27 protein-coding genes and 3 pseudogenes are annotated in these 23,443 nt (G+C 50.8%); 13 read left to right on the plus strand and 17 right to left on the minus strand.

The features are described from left to right. Window positions 1-248: 248 nt before the first annotated feature. Window positions 249-932 (plus strand): hypothetical protein, encoded by a 684-nt coding sequence (locus ACM1PF_RS20735; RefSeq protein ID WP_416666538.1) that lies wholly within the window; start codon window positions 249-251, stop codon window positions 930-932. A gap of 242 nt (window positions 933-1,174) precedes the next feature. Here the strand turns inward: ACM1PF_RS20735 and minE are convergent. From minE to minC, 3 genes and pseudogenes are all read right to left on the minus strand, one after another. Next, a pseudogene (minE, locus tag ACM1PF_RS20740) lies at window positions 1,175-1,450 on the minus strand (cell division topological specificity factor MinE); the annotation flags it as partial. A gap of 68 nt (window positions 1,451-1,518) precedes the next feature. After that, window positions 1,519-2,322, minus strand: a complete 804-nt coding sequence (minD, locus tag ACM1PF_RS20745; RefSeq protein WP_416666539.1) for a septum site-determining protein MinD — start codon at window positions 2,320-2,322, stop codon at window positions 1,519-1,521. A gap of 199 nt (window positions 2,323-2,521) precedes the next feature. After that, a complete protein-coding gene (gene minC / locus ACM1PF_RS20750; protein WP_416676742.1) occupies window positions 2,522-3,328 on the minus strand; it encodes a septum site-determining protein MinC in 807 nt (268 codons plus the stop codon). A 148-nt stretch (window positions 3,329-3,476) separates the two neighbouring features. Here minC and ACM1PF_RS20755 point away from each other — a divergent pair, with 148 nt between their 5' ends. The 5 genes from ACM1PF_RS20755 (at window position 3,477) to ACM1PF_RS20775 (ending at window position 4,866) form a co-directional block, all read left to right on the plus strand. Continuing rightward, window positions 3,477-3,617, plus strand: a complete 141-nt coding sequence (locus ACM1PF_RS20755; RefSeq protein WP_416666540.1) for a hypothetical protein — start codon at window positions 3,477-3,479, stop codon at window positions 3,615-3,617. Window positions 3,618-3,710: 93 nt separating this feature from the next. Next, on the plus strand, window positions 3,711-4,046 hold the full coding sequence (locus tag ACM1PF_RS20760; protein WP_416666541.1) for a DUF6883 domain-containing protein: 336 nt from the start codon (window positions 3,711-3,713) through the stop codon (window positions 4,044-4,046). 5 nt (window positions 4,047-4,051) lie between these two features. Continuing rightward, window positions 4,052-4,303 (plus strand): DUF4926 domain-containing protein, encoded by a 252-nt coding sequence (locus ACM1PF_RS20765; protein WP_416666542.1) that lies wholly within the window; start codon window positions 4,052-4,054, stop codon window positions 4,301-4,303. 138 nt (window positions 4,304-4,441) lie between these two features. After that, entirely contained in the window at window positions 4,442-4,645 is a 204-nt protein-coding gene (locus tag ACM1PF_RS20770) for a type II toxin-antitoxin system HicB family antitoxin (protein WP_416666543.1), read from the plus strand. Continuing rightward, a complete protein-coding gene (locus ACM1PF_RS20775; protein WP_416666544.1) occupies window positions 4,642-4,866 on the plus strand; it encodes a type II toxin-antitoxin system HicA family toxin in 225 nt (74 codons plus the stop codon). The genes ACM1PF_RS20770 and ACM1PF_RS20775 overlap by 4 nt, the downstream gene beginning before the upstream one ends. 202 nt (window positions 4,867-5,068) lie before the next feature. Here the strand turns inward: ACM1PF_RS20775 and ACM1PF_RS20780 are convergent, their stop codons facing one another. The 10 genes from ACM1PF_RS20780 to ACM1PF_RS20825 form a co-directional block, all read right to left on the minus strand. Further along, window positions 5,069-5,350: a type II toxin-antitoxin system RelE/ParE family toxin gene (locus ACM1PF_RS20780; RefSeq protein ID WP_416666545.1), complete on the minus strand. Its 282-nt coding sequence runs from the start codon at window positions 5,348-5,350 to the stop codon at window positions 5,069-5,071. Then, entirely contained in the window at window positions 5,350-5,568 is a 219-nt protein-coding gene (locus tag ACM1PF_RS20785; RefSeq protein ID WP_416666546.1) for a hypothetical protein, read from the minus strand. The genes ACM1PF_RS20780 and ACM1PF_RS20785 overlap by 1 nt, the downstream gene beginning before the upstream one ends. A gap of 43 nt (window positions 5,569-5,611) precedes the next feature. Further along, on the minus strand, window positions 5,612-5,953 hold the full coding sequence (locus ACM1PF_RS20790; protein WP_416666547.1) for a type II toxin-antitoxin system RelE family toxin: 342 nt from the start codon (window positions 5,951-5,953) through the stop codon (window positions 5,612-5,614). A gap of 116 nt (window positions 5,954-6,069) precedes the next feature. Then, window positions 6,070-6,282, minus strand: coding sequence for a hypothetical protein (locus ACM1PF_RS20795; protein WP_416666548.1), 213 nt, complete (start codon window positions 6,280-6,282; stop codon window positions 6,070-6,072). 126 nt (window positions 6,283-6,408) lie between these two features. Then, the gene (locus tag ACM1PF_RS20800) at window positions 6,409-6,690 is read right to left on the minus strand and encodes a hypothetical protein (protein ID WP_416666549.1); all 282 of its coding nucleotides are present in this window, start codon (window positions 6,688-6,690) and stop codon (window positions 6,409-6,411) included. Window positions 6,691-6,755: 65 nt separating this feature from the next. After that, complete coding sequence (locus ACM1PF_RS20805) at window positions 6,756-9,155, minus strand: tetratricopeptide repeat protein (protein ID WP_416666550.1); 2,400 nt, start codon at window positions 9,153-9,155, stop codon at window positions 6,756-6,758. 175 nt (window positions 9,156-9,330) lie between these two features. After that, a complete protein-coding gene (locus ACM1PF_RS20810; RefSeq protein WP_416666551.1) occupies window positions 9,331-9,765 on the minus strand; it encodes a hypothetical protein in 435 nt (144 codons plus the stop codon). 312 nt (window positions 9,766-10,077) lie between these two features. Beyond that, a complete protein-coding gene (gene gatB, locus ACM1PF_RS20815) occupies window positions 10,078-11,592 on the minus strand; it encodes an Asp-tRNA(Asn)/Glu-tRNA(Gln) amidotransferase subunit GatB (protein WP_416666552.1) in 1,515 nt (504 codons plus the stop codon). Between the two features lie 221 nt (window positions 11,593-11,813). Next, a complete protein-coding gene (locus ACM1PF_RS20820; protein ID WP_416666553.1) occupies window positions 11,814-12,200 on the minus strand; it encodes an alr0857 family protein in 387 nt (128 codons plus the stop codon). A gap of 276 nt (window positions 12,201-12,476) precedes the next feature. Then, window positions 12,477-12,818, minus strand: coding sequence for a hypothetical protein (locus ACM1PF_RS20825; protein ID WP_416666554.1), 342 nt, complete (start codon window positions 12,816-12,818; stop codon window positions 12,477-12,479). 215 nt (window positions 12,819-13,033) lie between these two features. On the opposite strand from ACM1PF_RS20825, the gene ACM1PF_RS20830 reads away from it, so the two are divergent. Next, window positions 13,034-13,366, plus strand: coding sequence for a hypothetical protein (locus tag ACM1PF_RS20830; protein WP_416666555.1), 333 nt, complete (start codon window positions 13,034-13,036; stop codon window positions 13,364-13,366). Between the two features lie 182 nt (window positions 13,367-13,548). Continuing rightward, complete coding sequence (locus ACM1PF_RS20835; RefSeq protein ID WP_416666556.1) at window positions 13,549-14,547, plus strand: zinc-dependent alcohol dehydrogenase family protein; 999 nt, start codon at window positions 13,549-13,551, stop codon at window positions 14,545-14,547. Between the two features lie 108 nt (window positions 14,548-14,655). On the opposite strand, the gene ACM1PF_RS20840 is transcribed toward ACM1PF_RS20835, so the two are convergent. Then, entirely contained in the window at window positions 14,656-15,333 is a 678-nt protein-coding gene (locus tag ACM1PF_RS20840; protein WP_416666557.1) for a DUF4230 domain-containing protein, read from the minus strand. A 119-nt stretch (window positions 15,334-15,452) separates the two neighbouring features. Then, window positions 15,453-16,321 (minus strand): annotated as a pseudogene (locus ACM1PF_RS20845) (3'(2'),5'-bisphosphate nucleotidase CysQ family protein). A 248-nt stretch (window positions 16,322-16,569) separates the two neighbouring features. On the opposite strand from ACM1PF_RS20845, the gene ACM1PF_RS20850 reads away from it, so the two are divergent. The 3 genes from ACM1PF_RS20850 (at window position 16,570) to ACM1PF_RS20860 (ending at window position 18,140) form a co-directional block, all read left to right on the plus strand. Further along, window positions 16,570-17,265, plus strand: a complete 696-nt coding sequence (locus ACM1PF_RS20850) for a CADD family putative folate metabolism protein (RefSeq protein ID WP_416666558.1) — start codon at window positions 16,570-16,572, stop codon at window positions 17,263-17,265. A gap of 409 nt (window positions 17,266-17,674) precedes the next feature. After that, window positions 17,675-17,821 carry a hypothetical protein gene (locus ACM1PF_RS20855; RefSeq protein ID WP_416666559.1) on the plus strand — a complete coding sequence of 49 codons (147 nt, stop codon included), beginning with the start codon at window positions 17,675-17,677 and terminating at the stop codon, window positions 17,819-17,821. Continuing rightward, on the plus strand, window positions 17,793-18,140 hold the full coding sequence (locus ACM1PF_RS20860; RefSeq protein WP_416666560.1) for a tetratricopeptide repeat protein: 348 nt from the start codon (window positions 17,793-17,795) through the stop codon (window positions 18,138-18,140). The genes ACM1PF_RS20855 and ACM1PF_RS20860 overlap by 29 nt, the downstream gene beginning before the upstream one ends. 544 nt (window positions 18,141-18,684) lie before the next feature. Here the strand turns inward: ACM1PF_RS20860 and ACM1PF_RS20865 are convergent. Continuing rightward, complete coding sequence (locus ACM1PF_RS20865) at window positions 18,685-20,052, minus strand: alanine/glycine:cation symporter family protein (protein ID WP_416666561.1); 1,368 nt, start codon at window positions 20,050-20,052, stop codon at window positions 18,685-18,687. A gap of 456 nt (window positions 20,053-20,508) precedes the next feature. Beyond that, window positions 20,509-20,709 carry a hypothetical protein gene (locus tag ACM1PF_RS20870; protein ID WP_416666562.1) on the minus strand — a complete coding sequence of 67 codons (201 nt, stop codon included), beginning with the start codon at window positions 20,707-20,709 and terminating at the stop codon, window positions 20,509-20,511. 115 nt (window positions 20,710-20,824) lie between these two features. Here ACM1PF_RS20870 and ACM1PF_RS20875 point away from each other — a divergent pair, with 115 nt between their 5' ends. Both ACM1PF_RS20875 and ftsH3 read left to right on the plus strand, forming a co-directional pair. Continuing rightward, entirely contained in the window at window positions 20,825-20,962 is a 138-nt protein-coding gene (locus ACM1PF_RS20875) for a hypothetical protein (protein ID WP_416666563.1), read from the plus strand. A 566-nt stretch (window positions 20,963-21,528) separates the two neighbouring features. Then, window positions 21,529-23,372, plus strand: a pseudogene (gene ftsH3, locus ACM1PF_RS20880) (ATP-dependent zinc metalloprotease FtsH3). Window positions 23,373-23,443 lie beyond the last annotated feature (71 nt).

Below are 23,443 nucleotides of genomic sequence, written 5' to 3' on the forward strand. Positions count from 1 at the left end.
GAGACAATGGCGAAGGGGAACAGCATCGCCTCCTACATCTAACAAAATCTACCCTACGACGCACGCCTTAACAAACCTGCTTGTCGCTGCAAAGCTGTAAGTATTCTGGAAAACATTTTTTGAGGATTTTTTCAAAATTCCCATGATTTCCTTATTTTCTTGTTGTATTGTCCAGATAGTGTCTTCAAGCAGTGCTTACCTTCAAAAAGCAATTTACTTGCATCAGAGCAACAAGGAGCTAATGAGTTATGCCACTTCAACGTAAAAACGTTCCAGCTAAGTCAGTAAAGAGTGCGCTACTAGCAGCCGCCCTTGGGGTAGGAGCGGCATCCTCTGCCATTGCCAGTACCCAAGTGGCTCAAACCACCACGATCACTGGAACTGACTTCAGCAACATTGCTGATATCTTGACTGAACATGATTGCGTCATTCGCACCTATGACGGTTTTGTGGTGAATCAGGATGGTAGCCTGAGGGACTGGGCAACGGATGACTATCCTCGCCATGAGCGCGTTTGTACTCCAGGTCAACTGAATTATTTGTATAAGAACGAAAATTTTGCTGATGTAGACCTGCTCGCTGACTACAGCATTGGCACCTATGAGGCAGACAATCCCATCTTGATTGACATTGACAATATCATTTCTGTTCGCAATGTCACCCCCGGCAACTATGTCGTGGTCATTGCCGAAAGCTATACCCCCAACTCCGCCGCTGTGATTGATCTGCGAGAAATCTCCGAAGAAGATGCCCTGGCGTTATTAACGGCGATCGAAACTCGTCAGGTATTTGAACGGACGCAAATCACTCCGCCCCCTGCCCCGGCTCCGGCTCCAGCCCCCGCTCCGGCTCCGGCTCCGGCTCCAGCCCCAGCTCCAGCCCCAGCTCCGGCTCCAGCCCCGGCTCCGGCTCCACCCCCAGCCCTCTGGTAAAGAGTAAGGGCGCACAGTTGTGCGCCCCTACCGGGTACGTTGTTTTTCCGCATCCCCCTAAGCTTCGTCGATCGGATTTCTATCGATCGGCTCTCCTTCCGAGGGGACGATTGAAATGTCGGAGGGAGCAGGGGGCGGTTCGTTCGAGTTCCCCCAGGATTCGCCAGTTCAGAGGGAGCAGTCGTCGGGTTCGTTAGCTCATCTGCCTGAAATCCAGCGGTTGAAGGTTCAGCCCACAACGGATCATCTGGATCGGACTTGACTCGTTTGATGGGCAAATTGGCGATCAGGGCAGTGGTGCGCTGATCACTTTCCAGAGCAAACTCCATATCTTCCGGGTTAATCTCTACATAGCGAGAAACAATCTCCAGAATTTCCTGACGAATCTTTTCCACAATGGCAGGGGACAGGTCAGCGCGATCGTGAGCTACAACAATTTGCAACCGGCGCTTGGCAGTCTCCCGGCTCGTTTGAGGGACACCACGGGAAAAAATTCGTTCAAGAAGTTCAGTTAGCATGGAACATCGGAAGAGTTTGGCGAAGCAAGTCAAGGTTGGGAAGATGGGGGATAGAAGGAGTCAGGGGATTAATCGCGGGAACTAAAAAATCGACGGATTCGGGAGAATAGGTCGTCGTTGGTCGCTGTCAAATCCAGAAAGGGAACCTTTTCGCCATCCAAACGCCGCACAATGTTTTGGAATGCGATCGCTGCCGTTGACTCAGTTTGAGACAGAACCAGCGGTTCACCTTTATTGGTTGAGACGATGACGCGCTCATCATCTGGAACGACACCAATCAGAGGAATTGCCAGAATTTCCTGAACATCACTGACTGACATCATCTTATCCTGCTGTACCATCGCAGGCTTAATTCGATTAATGATTAAGTGAAGTTTCTTTACATCATTGGCTTCTAGCAAACCTACCACGCGATCGGCATCTCGCACCGCAGCAATTTCGGGTGTTGTGACAATCAGGGCTTCCTTCGCAGCCGCGATCGCATTCTGGAACCCCATTTCAATCCCAGCCGGACTGTCGATCAGGATGTAGTTGAAAACTTTTGTTAAAGCGTTGACCAGTTTGCGCATTTGATCTGGCGTAACTGCATCCTTGGTGCGATTTTGGGCTGCTGGCAACAAGACCAGGTTCGGTTGTCGCTTGTCTTTTACCAGGGCTTGCTCCAGGCGACATTGCCCCGCCAGCACCTCAACGGCTGTATAAACAATCCGATTTTCCAACCCCAGCAACAGGTCAAGATTGCGTAAGCCAAAGTCAGCATCAATCACAGCGACTTTATGCCCTCGCTGCGCCAATGCCATGCCAATGTTGGCACTACAAGTCGTTTTACCGACTCCTCCCTTGCCCGATGTAACAACAATAATGCGACTCATGAGTGGATGAAAATGGAATGGTGAATTTTAATCTTAAGGTTTGTCGTGTCTCAAGGTTTGTCGTGAATGTGAACTTGCTTGATTAATGCCCTCAATGATTGCCCAACTTGCATTACTCCAACGCGATGCCCCGATTTGGTTCCCCAAATGATAATCCATCAAACTCATATCGGTGGATGGGATGCATCATAGCTTCATACTAGGACAATCGTTCTCTGGAAAAATCGGAGGCTTTGGTGATGCGAATCCCGTCAGAAGCGACGTAGGCAACCTCTGGAAGATACTGGGAGTGGGGGTTCTCTGGCGATCGGGCCACAAAGTCGGCAATGCGGATCTGAGTCGGGTCTAATCGAAGTGCCATAATCATACAGCGAGAATTGCCCGATGCACCTGCCTGAACGACCCCTCGCAACGCCCCCCACACTAAAATATCTCCATCGGCGACAATGCTGCTGCCTGGATTTACGTCCCCCAACACGACCACCGTTCCCGGATGGCGCACTTCAATCCCCGATCGCAGGGTGGTTTGCAGATACAGCGGTTCTGCTAAGACCTGTCCTACGGAATCAGACTGGCTGAGGTGAGCGATCGCCGCTTGCTGTTCTACCGAAAACCCTGCCGTAGCAGCGGCCACTGCGGTTTGCCGTCGGCTCGTATAAACCCGTTTTAGTTGCAGTTGTGCTTCAGCCAATGCTTCAGAAATATCCTGTAGCTGTCGGACATCCAGCAGGCGATCGCGGGAGATCAGATGGACAGGCGCGTTGGGTTGCCAGAAGCGTTCCCCAGCACTCAGGCGGTTCTTAAGCTGCACCCACAGTTCTGACCAGGTCAGCGCACTGGGCGCATCGCTTTCTGGCGGCAGCAGGAGCAACAGCCGGCCATCTTCTCCTTTGAGCCGAACTTGAGGAACTTGGAGTTGGGATTCCGCTGGGTCAGGTGACTCAGGCGTAGATACCGATGGGGATTCATCAGATGTAGTCGTAGGCAGGGCAGCAGGTTCAGGCATAGAAGTACCTGATGCAGAGGAATCGGGCAGGGAGATATCAGGTACAGGGGTGTCAGAGTTCATGTGAAATGAATCTTGAATTCAGCGAAGACAGTAAAACACTAGCAGTAACCAAGATAACTTTCCATGATAATAGACACGACCTGTTATGGCGTTCAGGATCAATGCCGCTTCTCCTCAGTTCTCCCTTTGGTGGCTATACCCACGGACAATGAACGCGGTGGAAGTGTCGGAATCGCAAATCAAGCCGATCGCCCCTCCGGTTTCTGAAGTGCAACAAGCGGGATAGATCGCCCCTTTACATTCCCCTTTTCCCTGAAATCGTTAGATACGATGAAGGTTTACGAATAGTTGGATACATTCGATGAAAATGCCGTCGGGCTTGGTTATCCAAGATCGAAAGCTGACTCATTACCTTCTTGTTTACCAAGCGGAGGATGATAAGTCTGAATTTTTAGCCCGTGCCGGATACAAGTTGCAAAACTGGCAATTGCTGAAGCGGGATATACTCAAGGCAATGGAAAGTGCAGAAATAGCAGAGGTGACTCGGACGGATTGGGGAACCCGTTTTAAGGTCAAGAGTGAGTGGGTCGGGTTGAATGGACAACGGCTTGAGGTCATTACAATTTGGCAGCAAGATGAAGGTACAAGTACGGCTCGGTTCATCACGCTGTATCCAGACAAATTAAGGAGTACCGATACAGATAGGGAGAAGTGAGACAAATGACGACGGACGCATTGTTTCATTGGGTGGTGTTGCAGCGAGATATTCCGAATAGTGAACTGAAGGCAGGCGATCGGGCGGTGATTGTTGATTGTTTACCTGCTACGGTGAAGCAGCCAGAACCAGGTTACACCCTGGAGATTTTTCAACAGGGCGAAACGCTAGATGTGGTTTCGGTACCGCAATCGTGGGTCAGGCTTTTGCCTGAAGTTTGGGGTGAACCGGGAACTTCAGCGATCGAAGCAAGCTGAAAGACAGAACCGATCGCCCCTCTTCATTCTCCCCTTTCTCCTGGTGGCTGCCTCAGGTGTTCGATCGATCGTGTCCAGAGATGATCGGAGAGATTTCTTTCCTGCTTTTTGTAGAATAAGACATAAGGAGGAAGTTCTATGAACTGGTTGGTTGTGCTTGAACCTGACTCAGAAACTGGAGAATGGGCGGTGTGGTGTCCTCAATTACCCGGTTGTACCTCTGCTGGAGAGACTGAAGCAGCAGCACTGGAGAATATCCGTGAAGCGATCGCACTCTACCTGGAACCTGACTCGATCGAACTGGCTCCAGGGGCAATGATTCGAGAGGTTGCGGTAGAATGACGCGCATTCGTCGTATGAATGCTGCTGAAGTAGAGAAACTGCTAAAGCAATATGGATTTGAATTGATTTCACAGAAGGGCAGTCATCGAAAATGGCGAAATCCTGAACAGGGACTCCAGGTGATCGTGCCTTATCACAAGGGAAAAGATTTGCCGCTGGGTACGCTGCGGACTATTTTGACAGATGCCAGGATTCCTCAAACTGAGTGGAAAACAGATTAGGTTTTGCTCAATTGTTGGCTCTCCCTGATGGTTCTACTCCGCTGGTTACTGGATGTGCTGAGTCGCCTCTCTTCATTCCCCCATGTCCCCTGGTGGTTGCCTCAAATGCTCGTTCGCGTAGCTCTCCGTTCGCGTAGCGTTCCGAAGGAAAGGAATCGCCCCTTATCGTATTCGGATGTCTTTTGCCTAATCGCTGCTCTGATCAATAAACTTCATCATGAGATCCGAGTGTTAGCAGTAGAATCTCTTCTTCGCTTGAATCTGGGTTTTGTACAAATCTGAATATAATCCGATTGCTGTAATCAATTGAGCAAGCCCACCGTCCAACGAGATCTCCTTTGAGTTTATGGGTTCGTAAGCCTGGGTGAAATGGGTTTTCAGAGAGTTTCTGTAATGTTTGTTCGATCGGCTTTCTCAGTTGTGGATTGCGACGAATCAGCCGTTTTAGCTCTCGACTAAACCCTTGGCTCCAAACCAGTTGCATTAGCCATCTAGCTCCGCCATCAGGTCTGCGACTGATCCGCGTTTAACGTTACCTGCGGCGTAGTCTCGTTCAGCTTCTGCAACTCGCTGAAGCAGTTCTTCCCGTTGTTGTTGCTTTAATCGCTGTTGAATAATGTCCACTAAGACGGCTTGATCTTCTAAAGGTAAGGCTTCAACGGTTTCGATCGCCTGCTGAAAGGCAGAAGTTTCTCTAGGCATAGCAATCCATAAGTTGATTGGCACGAATAAAATCCAGATGTTTCTATCCTACCTGGAAGTCAGTTGCTCGTTCGCGTAGCTCTCCGTTCGCGTAGCGTTCCGAAGGGAAGGAATCGCCCCTCCGGTTTGTGAAGTTCGACAAGCAGGATACGATCGCCCTTCCGCATTCCCCCATTTTCCCTGATGGTTGGCTCAGTTGCTCGATCGTCTCTTGTACGGTCGGTGGTTCCGAGATTTGCTGCGATTTGTAGATGTTGCCTCTGAAATCAATGTCATAAATTTGGAGTTCGTCTGATTCTGCATCAATTCTGAAAACAATCCGGATTTTGCCAACGCGCATTCTCAAAAAGCCCTGCCATTCTCCCTTCAAACTCTTGATATCCATTTCGTTGAACGGAACGATTCCTTCTGAGTCAATGGACCGGCAGAAGATTGGCGAGTTTCTCGCGGATTTTTTCGGTTTCTTTTGCAGATAGCTTTTCTAAAAATTTGACAGCCCCTTTACTGAGGACGATTTCCATCTTTGACCCAATCTGTCATGTTCACGAACTCGCTCTTGTCATAGTCTGAGGGGGAGCCAAGCTTTTCTTGAATTTCCTGCATTTCTTTGTCGCTGACGAAGGGGAGCAAAACCTGGCATAGTTTTAATCTTTCTTCCCGCAGAACTTCTCGCACACTATCTTTAACCAGTTGCTTTAATGCGTTTTCATCCATCTTGAAATCCATTGCTCTCCATCATCAGTGTATCGCTCCATTCCTCGATCGCCCCTTCTGTCTTTGAGGTTCATCAGATAGAACCGATCGCCTCTCCTCATTCTCCTATGTCCCCTAGTGGTTAGCTCAGTTGCTCGTTAGCGTAGCTCTCCAGAGGAATCGCCCTTTTTGTCCAGGGATGATCTGATCTCGATTGATCATTACTTCAGCTTCAAGTTCTTCCAGTAATGCTGTTTCATTGGCTGCGATCCCCGCAAATCTCATAAAGTCTGGTTCTTGCTCAGGTTGTGCGGATTTTGGTTGAGCGAGTGAGATGACAATTTCAACTTCCTGTCCTTGAAATTGGGATAAACCGTTCACTTCCAATGAATCGCTGAGAATGGTTTTGCGAATCTTGATGATTTCCATCGTCCGGCTTTCCTCAATCCCATCTGCTTCAGTCTATCGCTTCTTCTCTCCATCCTTCTATCCCTCTATTGTCCCTGAAGCAATTGCTGAATCGCCCCTTGTGTCGCTGGATGATCTGAAAGCCGATCGGTTTGCCCTGCCTCTATCACCTGCTCCAAGAAGGAGAGGAAATTCTTCCACACGGTTTGGGTATTGGGGTGGGTTTCTCTAAGGCGATCGAACAGAATACCTAATGCCCGGACAAAGAGCGGTTCGGCTTCCCCGTAGCGTCCTACCGAGTAGTACAGTAATGCCAGATTGTTCAGACTGAGAGCGGTGTCGGGATGGTCTGCTCCTAACTGCTGCTCATAGATAGCAAGCGATCGCAGATAGAGCGGTTCGGCTTCACTGCAGCGTCCCATCGAGTAGTACAGTAATGCCAGATTATCCAGACTGGTGGCTGTAGAAGGGTGGTCTGCGCCCAACTGCTGCTCATGGATGGCAAGCGATCGCAGATAGAGCGGTTCGGCTTCACTGTAGCGTCCCATCAATCGGTATAGTGCTGCCAGATTGTTCAGACTACCAGCGATACCGGGATGGTCTGCGCCCAACTGCTGCTCATAGATGGCAAGCGATCGCACCAAGAGCGGTTCGGCTTCACTGTAGCGTCCCATCGAGTGGTACAGTAATGCCAGATTGTTCAGACTGAGAGCGGTGTCGGGATGGTCTGCTCCTAACTGCTGCTCATAGATAGCAAGCGATCGCACCAAGAGCGGTTCGGCTTCACTGTAGCGTCCCATCAATCGGTACAGTTCTGCCAGATTGTTCAGTCTGAGAGCGATACCGGGATGGTCTGCTCCTAACTGCTGCTCATAGATAGCAAGCGATCGCACCAAGAGCGGTTCGGCTTCACTGTAGCGTCCCATCGAGTAGTACAGTAATGCCAGATTGTTCAGACTGGTGGCGGTATGGGGATGGTCTGCTCCTAACTGCTGCTCATAGATAGCAAGCGATCGCACCAAGAGCGGTTCGGCTTCACTGTAGCGTCCCATCGAGTGGTACAGTAATGCCAGATTGTTCAGACTACCAGCAATACTGGGATGATTGGCTTCGAAACGTTGACTTGCTGTGTTGCAAGCAGCAATGTACCAGGGTTCTGCCTGCTGGTACTGTCCTTGACCTGAATAGAATTTAGCTATTCCAGTCAACGCCGACAGCATATCCTCATCGCTGTAAAAATCAGTCAGGTGTTGAGCAGCAGATTCTAGATGGGGAATGGCAGGAGTGAGTCGGGCGATCTCCATCAGGGTTGGGGTTTGGGGAATGGTGCGGGCAATCTCCGCCATGACACGACAAATCGATCGCTTCAACGCATCAACCGCTTCAGGATGGGAATGGGCGATCGACTTTGCCTGAAAGAACTCGCGGATCAGTTGGTGCAGCAGGTAGGTGCGTTCCCCCGATCGTTGCAGCAGGCTGAACCGGATCAACTGGTCATCCCTCAAGTCTTCCAAATCCTCTGGATCGCCATCGGCAAAACACGATTCCACCCACTGCCACTGCATCGGAGCCAGCCCAAACCAGCCCAGCAAATAGCAAAGTTCCCGCGCCGCGCCCTCCAACTCCTGCCAACTCAACTCAAAAGCCGCCGCCACGCCCAACTGAGCCGACATCCCCGCTTCCACTCGTTTCAATGCCCTGGCATCCAGCCGTTTTGCCTCCAACCGTTGCAGCATTTCGTCCAAAGCCAGATCCGGTTTCTGCGCCAGATATCGCCCCACTAGCTCCAATCCCAACGGCAAGTAGCCCAACCATTGACACAACGATTTAGCAGTTTCTAGCTGGCGATCGATCCGTTCCGCCTCCGTCAGTGCCCGCAACAAATCCAGAGCCGCCGCTTCCTGCAACACTTCAATTTCCAACTGCTGAAACGACTTCCCCAACTGCAACCGAGTCGTGATCAACAGCTTGAAGCGATCGCCAGACGGCAAATAGGGTTGAACCAGCCCATAATCCGTCACATCATCCAGAACCAGCAACACCGCTCCCTCGCGCCAGTGCTGCCAACACCAGCCCATCTGCTCCTGCAAATCCAACCCTTCCGGCACCTTCAAGCCCAACCGACTGCGGGCAAAGCTAACAATCTGAGTCCCTACATCTGCCTCCCGCGCCCGTAACCAGCACACCCCACCCGGATAGGTTTCCTGCTCCAGATGATGCCGCGCATACTGCAACGCCAACTCCGTCTTGCCAATGCCCCCCATCCCCGAAATCGCCGAAATCGCCAGTCGGCTACCTTGCTGCAACTGCTGATGAAGTTGCTCCAATTCCTGCGATCGACCCACAAACGCCTGAGCATGAATCCGAGGCAGGTTATGAGGAATCCCGACGATCGGAACTTCCGGCTCAGGATAGAACACATTGGTATTGTTCTCACCCGTATTCACCTGATAGTTCGTCCCACCGTAGTTCGTTTGATCATTCATGGGAGTTTGTCAAAGATGTGAATTCAAACCACCAAAACTCTTGTGAGATAGGCATCTTGCCTGGCCAGAACCAAGACTCTTGTGGGGTGGGCATCTTGCCTGCCCATTCAGGGCAAAGCATTTGCATAAAAAACGGTGATCTTAAGCAACACATCCTGCCGCAAATGCTTTGCCCCTACCGACCGTGATTGTGGGTTCCGCCAAAGAAATTTGTATTGTCCACGCCGGTCTTCACCTGATAATTCGTCCCCCCATAGTTCGTCTGGTTCATGCTGCTATTGTCTTCAATCCGCATCAGCGTAATTTCATGGGCGATCGTCTGCACCTGTTGAGCAAACTGCGGTTCCTTCCTCATCGCAATCTGCAAATGGGCGGTAATCTCCTCCAATTGCTCTGACGTAACCTTGTGAGACTGTTCGATCGCCTGAGCCGTAGGTCGCAGATCCGGATCGCGGCTGATCAGCTTTGACCAGACCAGCTTTCTCAGATCATCCATTTTTTGAATCGCATCCTGGGTAAATTGCTTTGCCAGTTCACCCGCACCCGCCTCCACAAATTTCTGAAACGCAAGGGTGGCGATCGCAGCAGCCGTAATCGTAGCAGGTTCCATAAGCATTAAAAATAAGGGAATTGACTCAGTTTTAACCCAATCCCCCAATATTTTTCAAAATCTCTCTACGCTGAGTGGACAGAACAGCTTGGTAAAGGCGGAAGACAGAAGGCGGAAGACAGAAGGCGGAATCAAAGATCTTCCTACCTCCTACTTCCTACCTCCTACCTCCTACTTCCTACTTCCTACCTTCTACTTCCTACTTCCTACTTCCTACTTCCTACTTCCTACTTTCCTCAGTCCTCAGTCCTCAGTCCTCAGTCCTACGGGCTAACGCCCACGCTCCGCGAACAGTCCTCAGTCCTTTCCCCCTCACCCATTCAACTTCTTCTGAAGCAACTGATTCGTCAACTTCGGATCCGCCTTACCGCCCGTCTCCTTCATCACCTGCCCCACAAAGAAGCCCAGTAGCTTCGTCTTACCGCCCCGGTACTTCTCCAGTTCATCTGGATTCGCCGCAATCACCTTGTCGATCGCCGCTTCAATCACCTTGGGATCAGATACCTGCACCAGTCCCTTCTTCTCCACGATCGCCTTCGGGGAACCGCCCTTCGTCAGCAGATCGGGCAGGATATCTTTGGCAATCTTATTGCTGATGGTGTTGTCCTCAATCAGCGTAATCATTTCCGCCAACTGCTCTGGCTTCAGGGGAATCTCCGCAATGCTCAACTTCTCATTGTTCAAGTAGGCACTGATATCGCCCATAATCCAGTTGGCCGCAGGTTTAGCACTGCCCCCGGCTGTCACGACCGCCTCAAAGTATTCCGTCATCGTCCGATCGTCCGTCAGCACCCGCGCATCGTAGGGAGATAAACCCAGGTCATTCTCATAGCGATGGCGTTTGGCGGCAGGCAGTTCTGGCAGTTCCGATGTCCAGGTGGTGAGCTGTTCCTTGGTGACTTCGATCGGCCCCAGGTCTGGCTCCGGGAAATAGCGGTAATCGCTGGAACCCTCCTTCACCCGCATCGTAAAGGTGCGCTGGCTCGATTCATCCCACAGCCGCGTTTCCTGAATAATCGGTTCCCCCGATTCGATCGCCTCAATTTGCCGCTCAATTTCGTAGTCGATCGCCTTCTGAATGGCACTGAAGGAGTTCATGTTTTTGATTTCCACCTTCGTGCCGAATTTTTCCGTTCCAGCCGGACGCACCGAGATATTCACATCGCAACGCAGCGAGCCTTCCTGCATATTGCCATCGCTCACCCCCAGGTAGCGCATGATTCGCCGCAACTCCTGGGCATACTCCGCCGCCTCCTGCCCCGATCGCAGGTCTGGTTCCGAGACAATTTCGACTAAGGGAACCCCCGCCCGGTTGTAGTCCACCAGGGAATGGGTCGAACCCGACAGCCGATCGCTGCCCGCATGTACCAGCTTTCCGGCATCCTCTTCCATATGGAGCCGCGTAATGCCCACCCGCTTGGTCAGGGCTTTGCCATCTTCACCCACCAGGGGTTTCCCCTTGTCGTCAGTTAGTTCAATTTCCAGCCAGCCATGTTCAGCGATCGGCAGGTCGTACTGGGAGATCTGGTAATTCTTAGGCAGATCTGGATAGAAATACTGCTTACGATCGAACTTACTGTAGGGAGCAATGGTGCAATTCAACGCCAATCCCGCCTTCACCGCATATTCCAGTACCTTTTGATTCAGAACGGGCAGCGTTCCGGGTAGCCCCATGCAGACCGGGTCGATATTGGTATTGGGATCTGATCCAAACTTCGTGGAGCTATCGGAAAAGATCTTGGTTTCTGTGCTGAGTTGGCAATGGGTTTCTAGCCCGATAATGGCTTCGTACTGAGTTTTAGTTTTCGCCGGAGTTGCAGTTGTCATGGGTAGGAATCTTGCATTAAGCAACGATCGATAGGCTCTATTTTATAGCAGTCGGCAGGGGGATGAGGATCGAACCAGGGGTGGCAAACCGATCGATGGGCAAAATCCTTCCTGGAATTCTGGTTTGTATTCCTGAGATGTTGGAAGTATTGGCAGAAGGTGGGCGGTGCCCACCCGACGTGAGGTTTTTAGTCTCATTCATCCGGATCTGGTTCCTCCGGTCAGCGGCGCAGGGGCGAAATTTGCCGATGGGCGGTTTGCCAGAGTTGAAACAGAATTTGCTCGGTGGGGGCGTGTAATTGAGCCATGAAAATCCCCTCTTCCTCAGAGTTGGACGTAACCCAGGTGCCCGAAATGCAAACCTCCATATGATCCGCATCGCAGATAGACAGGGACATCACGCCAGAATCTTCCTGGAGAATTGCCACCTCCAGTGCTGCATCATCCAGCGATCGCACCGGGAGTAGAATGGATGCGGTACTGGCTTCCAGCATCAGCCGATGCCCCGTTCTAAGGGCCAATAATACGCGCACAGTAATCCAATCTTCGAGCGATTCCTTCAAACATTCCAGGTGTAAGCCGCTTTCAGTATAGGTAACCTTCAGCATGACCAAGACTCCATCCCTGTTGATTCGTTTAGGTGATAATGCTGACCGTTATAAAATCGTGATCAATAATGGCGATCGCTGCGGTGGGCAGAATCCAAAGACGTTGGCTTTTGGGTGAGAACTGGAGTTCACGGTCAGATGAAGAACCCCCGCCTCGGTGAAGCCTGGGAAGCGGGGGTAGAAAAAACAAGCTGTTCTTCTAGTCCTGAGTCAGTACAGTAATGGTGCAAAGATTGCATCTGTACCTCCCGCTTCCGGATATGGGTCGCAGTCCGCCTAACTGGTGTCGAATAAGATGAGCCGGAGCCAATTGATCCTGTACAGATCGATCGCAGGCAGGCCGATCAGTCCTATCCAATCCAACAACAACACCGCCGCTGAACTTTGCGGAATTTTCTGAATTCTCTGCGTAATCGACAAAGGCGTAATGGACAAACCTGTCCGGCCCAAGATCGCTATGCCGATGATCGCCACACCCAAGGTTGTGCATAACGCTACCCATAGAGCGATCGCGCCCAAAGCCAGCTTGCAGCCCTGTTTGCAGAGAATCAGACCCCAAAGAGCCAGTATTGTGAATTGCGGAACCCATACCTGACAAACCAAGCCCTTGCCCAGCACACTCTACAGCAGCGATCGTGCCTCTGCCATCACCAGACTGGTGGATTCTGGGCGATCGGATTCTAAATGCTGGAGTGGTTTTTGAGTGGGTCATGGCTCGCCTCAGGGGAGATAAACCTTGCATCTAACTTTTAACATACTACACTTGTATTACGGAAGTGTCCAGAATTTCCGTGAAATTAAACCCAGTACCCTTTGTTCATTAGGAGAGGATCATGTATACAATGAATCGCACTGCAACCACCGATATGGAAGTCACGAGTATCCGCCTGGAGCGGGAACTGAAGGAAAAGTTGAAGGAATTGTCCGGCAATCAGGGCTATCAAGCGTTGATTCGGGATGTGTTGTGGAATTATGTTCGGCAGCGATCGGGAGAGGCAGAACCCCTGTTTGAGCGATCGGAGATTCGAGCCAGTCTGGAAGCGGTGGCTCAGAAAGAAGAGCGATGTGTACTCACGGGCGCGCTGATCAAACCCCGGGAGCCGATGTTATTAGGGCTGACGATGCAGGGAGAGCTGGTTCCCCTGAGCGTGGACAGTCTCGGTTAAGCGATTTTGGATTGGCAATTTGGGATTTTGGATTGGCGGGATGCTGCTTGATAGAGGGTGAAAACAACCTGAGCGGTTTATCTGCTCCAATCCAAAGTCCTGGCTTTGATTGAATTGGATTTAGAATGAACGCCTTCCGCTATGCTGATAGCTGAGATGCAATCCAGTCTTGGAGTTGATTCGTGAAAGCTGTATTGATGACTGCCGCCGGAAGCCCAGAGGTTTTGCAAGTTCATGCCGTTCCTGATCCTGCGATTCAGGGGGATAGCGAATTGCTGGTACGACTCCATGCGGCGGGTGTGAATCCGATCGACACGAAACTACGGCAGCGAGGCACGTTTTACCCCGATCAAATGCCTGCGATTCTGGGCTGCGATGGGGCAGGGGTAGTCGAAGCCGTGGGTTCTGGAGTGCAGCAGTTTCAGGTGGGGGATGCCGTTTACTTCTGCAATGGCGGTTTGGGGGGACATCCCGGTAACTATGCAGAGTATGCGATCGTCGATGAAAAGTTTGCGGCACATAAACCCAAATCCATGAGCTTTGCTGAAGCGGCCGCGGCTCCGCTGGTGCTGATCACAGCCTGGGAATCGTTATACGATCGCGGAAAATTAGAGGCAGGCAGACGAGTTTTAATTCATGCGGGGGCAGGGGGTGTGGGTCATGTGGCGATCCAACTGGCAAAGTTAGCTGGAGCCAGTGTTTGCACAACCGTCAGTTCTCCCGAAAAAGCAGAATTTGTGCAGCACCTGGGAGCCGATCGCGCCATTCTTTATTCAAACTCTGATCCGGTTAAAGAAACGCTGGAGTGGACAAAGGGAGAAGGCGTTGATCTAACCTTTGACACGGTGGGCAGAATGGTTTTATCCCAATCCTTTGCTGCAACTTGTATCTACGGGGATGTGGTGACAATCCTGGCTCCAGATGCCAATACGGACTGGAAAACCGCCCGCGATCGGAATTTGCGAGTGAGTTTTGAGTTGATGCTCACTCCTATGCTCAAAGGATTAACTCCTGCTCAACAGGATCAAGCCAAAATCCTTCAGCAGTGCGCCCGACTGATCGATCAGGGGCAACTCAAGATTCATCTGGCTCATACTTTTTCCCTGGATGAAGCAGCTCAAGCCCATCGCGTGCTGGAATCGGGATCAATGGTTGGCAAAATTGCGCTGGTGATGGAGTAGAGTTGAATGGCACTGACATCAGCAATTTTGAATCGCTGAGAGCCTTGATTTCTCGTAGGGTGGGCATCGCCCACCAGCCTTAATTCAGTGCCATTCAAATAGAATTTGTTACGAAAACGGGCAAGTTCTAGTGGGTACTGTTTGACTCTCAACTTGAATCGTCTGAAATGCTGCTTTGCTTAAGATAGTACGAATTTGAGCTTCAGCATTACGGCTAGCTACTTTCAGAATATTGTTGGCACATGCCTCTTCTCGAATCTGAGCAATCGCCTTGCGTTGTGCTTGATCATACAATTCTGGGCCTACCTGTGTGCCAAACCACTTCCGGTAGTTTGCCAGGGTTGAAGATTTATTTACATTTAAGCTGACATCACTGATATACGGTGCAGGCAGTAGGACGTAAATATTATGGTGTTCTGCATCCAGTGCTTTCACCTCTGCTTCTTCCAAATTGATAGCTGCCTGTACCCTGCCAACACCTTCGTAGATTAAATTAGTGTCGCCGACAGGAATTTTCAAGAGTTTTGCTTCTTTATTGATTACGACGGTTGCCCTGTTTTCAGTAGTGGCAGTGACAAGTTCATGAGCATCCTCAACACTACTGATGAGAAGCGTAGTCACATCTTCTTTAGTCGTAACGGTGTAGATATGGTGAGAAAAGTGGTTGACTGCATACAAGACAAGCACAACAACAATGAGCGAGCTGATGACCGCTCCGATAATATTCTTAGCTACAAATTCAGCCGTACCCTGGGCAATCTTGGGCAAACCAGCAAATGAGGTCATGTTTATACTCCTGCTCCATAAGACTTAGAGAATCTAGTCTATTGAAGCCTTGATTTACCGCTGCTTCCACAGAGAATGTACGGGGGTTAATAAACTTTCCACCCAAAGTCGCTCAAGGTTCATTTACCACTGTCGATCGCCTCCAGGGTTTGACTAATCTCAGCACACAACTGATCGTGACATTGCCCATTGCTGGCAACCAGACATCCCCACTGGCTGACATCCCCCGTGTTGTAGGTGAGGGGAGAACCATCCGCATGGGTAAAGCGGCCCCCCGCTTCCGTCAGGATTAATTCTGGTGCTGCCATATCCCAATCCTTCGGAGCAGACTTGCCAGATAAGGAAATATAGACATCAGCCCGTTGATCAACGATCGCCCCAATCTTGCCACCCACACTGCCCACCGCTAATTGATTCTGACAGGTGAGCTGTTGCAGCATTTTATTAAAGCGTTCATCTCGGTGAGTCCGGCTGACCACCAGCGTCAGGTCTTTCATCTGGTTGCGTTGAGACACCTGGAGGGATTTACTTTCACCATCAAGCGTTTCCACATAGGCTCCACCCCCTAAAACAGCATAATACAGCTTCTCTAGAGCCGGGCAGGCAACCACCGTTAGAGCTGGGCGACCCCGATAGGTCAATGCCAGGTGAAAAGCAAACTCGCCAGTCTTGTCAATAAAGTCGCGGGTTCCATCCAGTGGGTCAATAATCCAGACCCAATCCTGCGGCAGTGGTTCCGATTTTCCCTTCCCTTTATAGGTTTCTTCGCTCAGGTAGCCAAAATTCTCATTGCCAAATGCCGTTGCCAGGCGATCGAGAATGTAGCGATTAACGGCTAAATCAGCAGCGGTGACAGGGCCGTCTTTTTTTCTTGAACCGCCAAATCTCGCTCACTTCCATCCTGATTTGGCTCCTCAAAATAATACGATCGCAGAATCTTGGAGGCTCCCCATCCCAAGGTACGAGCAACGGCTAACACATCAGAAATCGGGGTTCCATCAGTTGTCTGTAACTCAGCCACGTTCAGCGTCTCCCAACGGCATCTACCGCATTATAAGAGGTGGGGAGTAGGGAATGGGGAGTGGGGAATGGGGAATGGGCGTAAGATGCTTGTCTCATCAGAATTCCAGATTATTCAATGACCGATCGCCCACAAATATTGCCCGCAAAATTTCTCTTTTTTGAGACTTTTTTGAGATAATTCGCAGTATTACTGTCACGTCAGGAGCGTGTGCGATGACTGTTCGCCAAACTCTACAAGCTATTGTTGCTGAAAAGCATTTGCTGACTCATCCCTTCTATGTTGCCTGGACGGAAGGAAAGCTAACCCGTGAACACCTGAAGCATTACGCCGAGCAATACTTCCATCACGTTTTGGCCTTTCCGACCTACATCAGTGGAGTTCATTACAACACGCCGCATCTCTCAGTTCGGCAGGAGCTATTGGAAAACCTGGTGGGTGAGGAGCAGGGAGAGAAAAACCATCCCGCCCTCTGGCGCAATTTTGCGGTGGCTCTGGGGGCAGAAGCCTCGGAGCTGGAGCAAAATCCCCAGTTGGACACCACAGCTAACCTGATCAGCACCTTCCGTGACCTGTGCATTCGATCGCCTTTCTATGCGGGTCTGGCGGCTCTGTACGTTTACGAGTCTCAGATTCCCGAGGTGGCAACGGTCAAAATTGACGGACTGAAACAGTTCTATGGCATGGATGACCCAGCAGACTATGAGTTCTTCTCGGTTCACCAGGTTGCAGATGTATACCACGCTGAATCGGTGATGCAGTTGGTGGAAGCCCATGCGGTGACGGAAGCGCAGCAGGCTGAGGTGGCTGAGGTGGCTCAAACGGCGGCTAATGCCCTCTGGTCGTTCCTGGATGGGGTTTATGAAACCTACTGCCAGGATATTGCTGAAACGGAAATGAGCGTTGCCTAGTTCACCGTATCCTTAGACCCTCTCCCAACTCATTCGATCGAGCGTTTGTCGTTGATTGTGTGCAGCGGCGAGTAGGGTCTAGGGAAGCATTCCATTGAGGCCAATTGGGCAATTTTCGTCGCGCAGGCAAGATGCTTGCCTGTAAACGCTTTGTCGTATAAATGCAGATTTGGGATACCCACGAGGCTAAGTGGTTTGTAATACCGATTCAAATCGTTTGCACGGCAGATAGATTGCCTGTAGGGGCGCACTGCTGTGCGCCCTTACTTACCGGGATGTGCAATTTCTGCCAATCAAATTGGTATAACCCTTCTCGCGCATTTCGCCATATTAAAGTTTTTATCGAAAGGCCAATCGGTTTTGCATTCAGGGAACCCTAGCTCTATTCCGAGCAGGCAGGGGAATTCCGATGACTGTCATCAGTGCCGAGGATTTGTTCAATCAGGGGTTAATCAAGGCCCAGAGAGATGCACAAGGGGCGATCGGACGGTTGAGTGAAGCGATTCAACAGCAACCGGACTTTGCGCATGATGGTGACAACCCAGGCTCAAATTAACCTTGAACAAGCCCTTGATCGAGAAATGAACGAAGCAAAAATTTATTTACAACGGGGACTGGTGCAAATGGCCCTGGGACGGTACGACGGAGCCACGGAGGATTTTGATCGGGCGATCGATTTGGATCCCACTTCTGCGGATGCCTACTTCAGCCGGGGCACCGTCCGATTCCGGTTAGACGATCAGCAGGGAGCCACGGAGGATCTGCACCAGGCAGCAGACTTATACATTGACCAGGGAAAACCTGAAGCGGCGAATCAGGCATTACAAGTGTTAGGGGAAGAAACAGACGATGCCTGGACAGATTTTGAAAATTAATCCCAATTCTCTATAAGGTTGCGCATTAGTCCGACCCCTCCCAACCTCCCCTGGGTAAGGGGAGGAACTGTAGGCGGGGGGGTAAATTCTATGCAGCACTACAAAGAATTGGTATTCAGATCAACCCAGACCAGAGACGATTCAACCATCAATTAGCAGGAACAATTAAGGGAGTACTTTGCTAATTCCTTCAACCAATTCAGAAAGGAACTGGGAAATCATTTCTTGAATGTGCCAGTTATGCACGAGATTCCATAGGAAGGAATGATCCTGAGATCCATCCTGAGCAATTTGCAGTAGGGTTAATAACAGGTGCTGTGACATATCGGTTTCCTGAGGCCATGCAGAGGTACATCGCTATCCTGACAACTGGAACCCAGGATTTGGAATAGTCCTGCGATCGGTACTTAAAAACTTCAAGTCCGAATGAGCAAAGTATGAAGTCGGCACGATTTATCCTGAAGCTGGCTGAAGAGAAGGAAAGAAGATGTTGCAGCATCAAGAGATGAATCCTGCGATTACCTCTTGATGCCGTGGCATGAAGCTAAACTTCGCTGACCGGATCAACCAGATCATCGGATGCTCCACCGCGAAGATACCGATTCTTTTCCCAAACCAGCGGCTTACTCAGCAGCAGTAATGCAATCAGGTTAGGAGCAGCCATCAATCCATTCAGCGTATCTGCCACATCCCAAACCAGGGTCAAACCACCGATCGCACCGATAAACAAGAACGCCAGAAACAGGAAGCGGTAGGGCAAAACGACACCTTTACCAAACACATACTCCCAGCTTTTCTCACCATAGAAATTCCAGGTCAGCATGGTGGTGTAGGCAAACAAAATCAGCCCAATCATAACCAGAAAGCCACCAGCCGGAATGCCCGTATCAAAGGCAGTAGAAGCCAGTTCTGCTCCCGTCGCGCCGGTGGGGAGAGCATCGGTGACAAGAATCACCAGGGCTGTCATCGTACAAACAATAATCGTGTCAATAAACACTTCCCACATGCCCCACATCCCCTGGCGAGCAGGTGTGTTTCTGGCTTGAGCATGGACGATCGAGGCAGCTCCCAATCCAGCTTCGTTGGAGAAAATCCCCCTGGCAATTCCATAGCGAATCGCTAACCCCACGGTTGCTCCGGTAATGGAATCGGTGGAAAAAGCATTGGAAAAAATTGCGCCAAGGGCGGCTGGAATGCTGGGAAGGTTCAACAGCAGAATAATCAGTGACCCCAAAATATACAGGATCGCCATAAAGGGCACGATTTTCTCAGCTGTACTGGCAATCCGAGTAATCCCCCCCAGGGTGACTGCTCCCACCAATACCAGCACCACGATTCCCGTAATCCAGGTAGGAACACCCAGGCGCAGGTTTAGCTCCTGGGCAACGGTGTTCGCCTGCACCATGTTGCCAATTCCGAAGGCTGCCAATCCCGCCAGCAGAGCATACAATACGGCCAACCACCGCCAACGAGAACCCAGCCCTTTCTCGATGTAGTACATTACGCCACCTGAAATCGTGCCATCTGCTTCAATCTCCCGGTAGCGCACACCGAGGGCCGCTTCACCAAATTTGGTGGCCATGCCCACCAGCCCCGACATCCACATCCAGAACACAGCACCGGGGCCGCCTAATGCCAAAGCCGTACTCACGCCAGCGATATTTCCCACGCCGATCGTTCCTGCCATTGCCGAACTGACGGCCTGAAACGAGGAGATTGTACCTTGTTCTTCGTTGGTTGTCCGAGCAAAATACTGCCCAAAGGTTTGATTCCAGGCATCAATCAGGTGAGTAAATTGAAAAAATCCAAGGCGAATAGTCAGAAAAAGCCCAGTTCCAATTAGCAGAATCATGAAGGGAGGGCCCCACACAATCCCATTAATCACACTATTAATTTCTTCAATGACTTCCATTTAAACAGATGCTCCACTTCTCTCAAAAAATGTGATTGTGGCAAAATGTGTCTCGTTGCCATGTACCGCCCAGGGTGAATCACTGGGGCTAGCAAGCGAGGGGCAGGGGTCTAATGCCCGTAGGGTACACCCTACCCGTCTTGTTTCGCAAAGCAGAATTGTACAATAGGATACCGTTTTCATCCGGGCAAGCCTGGGGCGATCGGCTGTAGGGTTTGACCGCAGGGAATTTCAGGAAAGTTAATTAATGTGATCGGGTGTGGGTTTTGTGGGTTCACAGTCGTTCATCAGTTCATGACATGAATCCCATGCTCTGAATCCTATTGCATGAATCCATTACATAACTCGATCGCGTTGGGTGTATCCCACTTTTGCATCTGCATGATGGATAGTTCACTGGCAGGCAAGATGCCTGCGCTACAGCGATCAGCTCAATCCAACCTTTGTTTACTCGTCCTACTCATCTTCATCCTCTTCGAGCCTATGACGATCGATGATTGCCCTCATCTCATCGTTTTCCACAAATTGTTCCACTGCACGATTAATCAAAGCGTTCATGCTGGTGTCAGATACACCCGCAATTTTTTTGATCAGCTTATATAGCCCGATATCCATCGAGACTTTAATGTCGTGTTTTCCTCTGCCAGTCGGCGACATAAACCTTTAAGTGACCTAATCCTAAAGGATTCTGGCATAGTATGATTAGTTTTACGTGTAAATGGGTTATCCACCCCATATGCACGTAAAACAATTGAACTACAAAGGCGAACCTATGATTATGCTGACCGAAGCCGAGGCGAACGAGATCAGGGCACTGCTGATTCAACTGAGCCGGGAGATCCTGTTACAGGGAACCTATCAGAGAAAAATTGCAAGCTGCCTGGTGATTTTATCCAAACATCCGCAGTAGCCCAATCTGCCTACTGAAAAAATTGAATAACCTGAAATCTCTTGTGGGGTGGGCAGCGTTTCGACTGAGCTCAAGGACGAAGTCTTGCCCGCCCAGTCAACCAGACAGACTGAAACTCTTGTGGGGTGGGCATCTTGCCCGCCCAGTCAACCAGGCAGATTCACTCCACCAAGGAAATGAATGAACTCATCCGGAATCGCAGGTCAACGAGGGGTAGATCTGGATATAGCAAAGCGTTAACTGAATCTCTATGAATACCGCCCCTCTGCGATCGTCTTCGTTGGGGGGCTTATAATTTGGGCGATCGGGTTTGATTTCTGAGAGCATCTCTGATAGGCAAGATGCCTGCGCTACGGAAGGATTGCCCCAATCCCTCGCAATTCCGATCGCAAATGGCACAATGGTAAATATCGATGAGCGAAGTGATGGGCAGTCTCTCATTTTTGAAGGGGTCTTACAAACAAGGCCTATGTAGAACTCTGCATCCTTTGGTAGGATGAGCTACATTAATAAATATTAAGAAATGAAACTGCCCTCGCCTTGAGAATGTAGGAGGAAAAGCCTCGGTGAATAACAAGCGGTGGAGAAATGCCGGATTATATGCCCTTTTGGTTGTTGTAGTTGTGTTCCTGGCATCGTCCCTATTCGACGGCCGGAACACGCAAACGACCGAGCCATTGCGCTATAGCGAATTTATTGGCCAGGTTGAAAACAATCAAGTTGCCAAAGTCATCATCAGTGCCGATCGGACTCGCGCCCAGGTGACGACCAACGACGGGCAACGGGCCCTGGTGAACTTACCCAATGATCCTGGTTTGCTGAACACCTTGCAGGAAAATGACGTTGATATTTCAGTCTCTCCCCAGGCTGAAGACAACGTTTGGGCCAGGGTTCTGAGTACCCTGTTCATCCCCTTCCTGCTGTTGGTGGTACTATTCTTTGTGCTGCGACGCGCCCAGAGTGGGCCGGGTAGCCAGGCCATGAACTTTGGTAAGTCCAAAGCCAGAGTCCAGATGGAACCCCAAACCCAGGTGACGTTTAACGATGTTGCTGGAATTGAGCAAGCCAAGCTGGAATTGGCTGAAGTAGTAGACTTTTTGAAAAACGCCGATCGCTTCACCGCCATCGGGGCCAAAATTCCCAAAGGGGTGTTGCTGGTGGGGCCTCCGGGAACGGGCAAAACGCTTCTGGCTAAAGCCGTGGCAGGGGAGGCCGGTGTACCCTTCTTCTCAATCTCTGGTTCTGAGTTTGTGGAAATGTTTGTCGGGGTGGGTGCCTCTCGCGTCCGCGACCTGTTTGAACAAGCCAAAGCCAATGCTCCCTGTATCGTATTTATCGATGAGATTGATGCCGTCGGTCGGCAACGGGGTGCTGGTTTAGGGGGTGGTAACGATGAGCGCGAACAAACCCTGAACCAGTTGCTCACCGAAATGGATGGGTTTGAGGGGAATACTGGAATCATCATCATTGCGGCAACGAACCGCCCGGATGTATTGGATGCAGCTCTGCTCCGTCCAGGACGTTTTGACCGTCAGGTGGTGGTCGATCGCCCTGATTACCAGGGACGCTTGGAGATCCTGAATGTTCACGCGCGTGGGAAGACCCTTGCTAAGGATGTCGATTTAGAGAAAATTGCCCGTCGGACTCCAGGGTTCACCGGGGCGGATCTGTCCAACCTGCTGAACGAAGCCGCGATTCTGGCTGCCCGACGTAACCTGACCGAGATTTCGATGGATGAAGTCAACGATGCGATCGATCGCGTTCTGGCGGGGCTGAGAAGAAAGACCGGGTGATGAGCGAGAAGCGGAAGCATCTGGTGGCGTTCCACGAAGCCGGTCATGCTCTGGTGGGTGCTTTAATGCCCGATTATGATCCAGTCCAGAAGATCAGCATTATTCCTCGCGGTCGGGCTGGCGGTTTAACCTGGTTCACTCCCAGCGAAGATCGGATGGATTCAGGTCTATACTCTCGTTCCTACCTGCAAAATCAAATGGCGGTGGCGCTGGGCGGGCGGATTGCTGAAGAAATTATCTTTGGTGAAGAGGAAGTCACGACGGGAGCCTCCGACGACCTGCAACGGGTTGCCCGTGTCGCCCGGCAAATGGTCACTCGCTTCGGCATGAGCGATCGCCTGGGGCCAGTGGCGCTGGGTCGCTCTCAGGGTGGGATGTTCCTGGGACGAGACATCATGTCAGAGCGGGACTTCTCTGAGGAAACGGCTTCCGCGATCGATGATGAAGTTCGTAACCTGGTGGATCAGGCTTACCGTCGGGCCAAGTCGGTCTTACTGGAAAACCGCCACGTTCTGGATCGGTTGGCCGAAATGTTGATTGATCGAGAAACCGTTGATGCGGAAGATCTGCAAGAGTTGCTGGCCACCAGCGATGTCAAGATGGCTTCGATCGCGTAACGACGTTGAATCGAACAAATTAACTTGGTGATTTGATTAGGGCAGGTGCGATACCTGCCTTTTTTATTGGT

It is taken from the genome of Egbenema bharatensis FJBBOT/2019, assembly GCF_048077055.1.
Classification (GTDB): domain Bacteria; phylum Cyanobacteriota; class Cyanobacteriia; order Elainellales; family Elainellaceae; genus Egbenema; species Egbenema bharatensis.

Bases quoted from the DNA above. Each gene is read 5' to 3' on its own strand.
- ACM1PF_RS20735 (WP_416666538.1), top strand. From the start codon at position 249: ATGCCACTTCAACGTAAAAACGTTCCAGCTAAGTCAGTAAAGAGTGCG.
- minD (WP_416666539.1), bottom strand. From the start codon at position 2,322: ATGAGTCGCATTATTGTTGTTACATCGGGCAAGGGAGGAGTCGGTAAA.
- minC (WP_416676742.1), bottom strand. From the start codon at position 3,328: ATGCCTGAACCTGCTGCCCTGCCTACGACTACATCTGATGAATCCCCA.
- ACM1PF_RS20755 (WP_416666540.1), top strand. From the start codon at position 3,477: ATGGCGTTCAGGATCAATGCCGCTTCTCCTCAGTTCTCCCTTTGGTGG.
- ACM1PF_RS20765 (WP_416666542.1), top strand. From the start codon at position 4,052: ATGACGACGGACGCATTGTTTCATTGGGTGGTGTTGCAGCGAGATATT.
- ACM1PF_RS20770 (WP_416666543.1), top strand. From the start codon at position 4,442: ATGAACTGGTTGGTTGTGCTTGAACCTGACTCAGAAACTGGAGAATGG.
- ACM1PF_RS20775 (WP_416666544.1), top strand. From the start codon at position 4,642: ATGACGCGCATTCGTCGTATGAATGCTGCTGAAGTAGAGAAACTGCTA.
- ACM1PF_RS20780 (WP_416666545.1), bottom strand. From the start codon at position 5,350: ATGCAACTGGTTTGGAGCCAAGGGTTTAGTCGAGAGCTAAAACGGCTG.
- ACM1PF_RS20785 (WP_416666546.1), bottom strand. From the start codon at position 5,568: ATGCCTAGAGAAACTTCTGCCTTTCAGCAGGCGATCGAAACCGTTGAA.
- ACM1PF_RS20790 (WP_416666547.1), bottom strand. From the start codon at position 5,953: ATGGATATCAAGAGTTTGAAGGGAGAATGGCAGGGCTTTTTGAGAATG.
- ACM1PF_RS20795 (WP_416666548.1), bottom strand. From the start codon at position 6,282: ATGGATGAAAACGCATTAAAGCAACTGGTTAAAGATAGTGTGCGAGAA.
- ACM1PF_RS20800 (WP_416666549.1), bottom strand. From the start codon at position 6,690: ATGGAAATCATCAAGATTCGCAAAACCATTCTCAGCGATTCATTGGAA.
- ACM1PF_RS20805 (WP_416666550.1), bottom strand. From the start codon at position 9,155: ATGAATGATCAAACGAACTACGGTGGGACGAACTATCAGGTGAATACG.
- ACM1PF_RS20810 (WP_416666551.1), bottom strand. From the start codon at position 9,765: ATGGAACCTGCTACGATTACGGCTGCTGCGATCGCCACCCTTGCGTTT.
- gatB (WP_416666552.1), bottom strand. From the start codon at position 11,592: ATGACAACTGCAACTCCGGCGAAAACTAAAACTCAGTACGAAGCCATT.
- ACM1PF_RS20820 (WP_416666553.1), bottom strand. From the start codon at position 12,200: ATGCTGAAGGTTACCTATACTGAAAGCGGCTTACACCTGGAATGTTTG.
- ACM1PF_RS20830 (WP_416666555.1), top strand. From the start codon at position 13,034: ATGTATACAATGAATCGCACTGCAACCACCGATATGGAAGTCACGAGT.
- ACM1PF_RS20840 (WP_416666557.1), bottom strand. From the start codon at position 15,333: ATGACCTCATTTGCTGGTTTGCCCAAGATTGCCCAGGGTACGGCTGAA.
- ACM1PF_RS20850 (WP_416666558.1), top strand. From the start codon at position 16,570: ATGACTGTTCGCCAAACTCTACAAGCTATTGTTGCTGAAAAGCATTTG.
- ACM1PF_RS20855 (WP_416666559.1), top strand. From the start codon at position 17,675: ATGACTGTCATCAGTGCCGAGGATTTGTTCAATCAGGGGTTAATCAAG.
- ACM1PF_RS20860 (WP_416666560.1), top strand. From the start codon at position 17,793: ATGATGGTGACAACCCAGGCTCAAATTAACCTTGAACAAGCCCTTGAT.
- ACM1PF_RS20865 (WP_416666561.1), bottom strand. From the start codon at position 20,052: ATGGAAGTCATTGAAGAAATTAATAGTGTGATTAATGGGATTGTGTGG.
- ACM1PF_RS20870 (WP_416666562.1), bottom strand. From the start codon at position 20,709: ATGTCGCCGACTGGCAGAGGAAAACACGACATTAAAGTCTCGATGGAT.
- ACM1PF_RS20875 (WP_416666563.1), top strand. From the start codon at position 20,825: ATGATTATGCTGACCGAAGCCGAGGCGAACGAGATCAGGGCACTGCTG.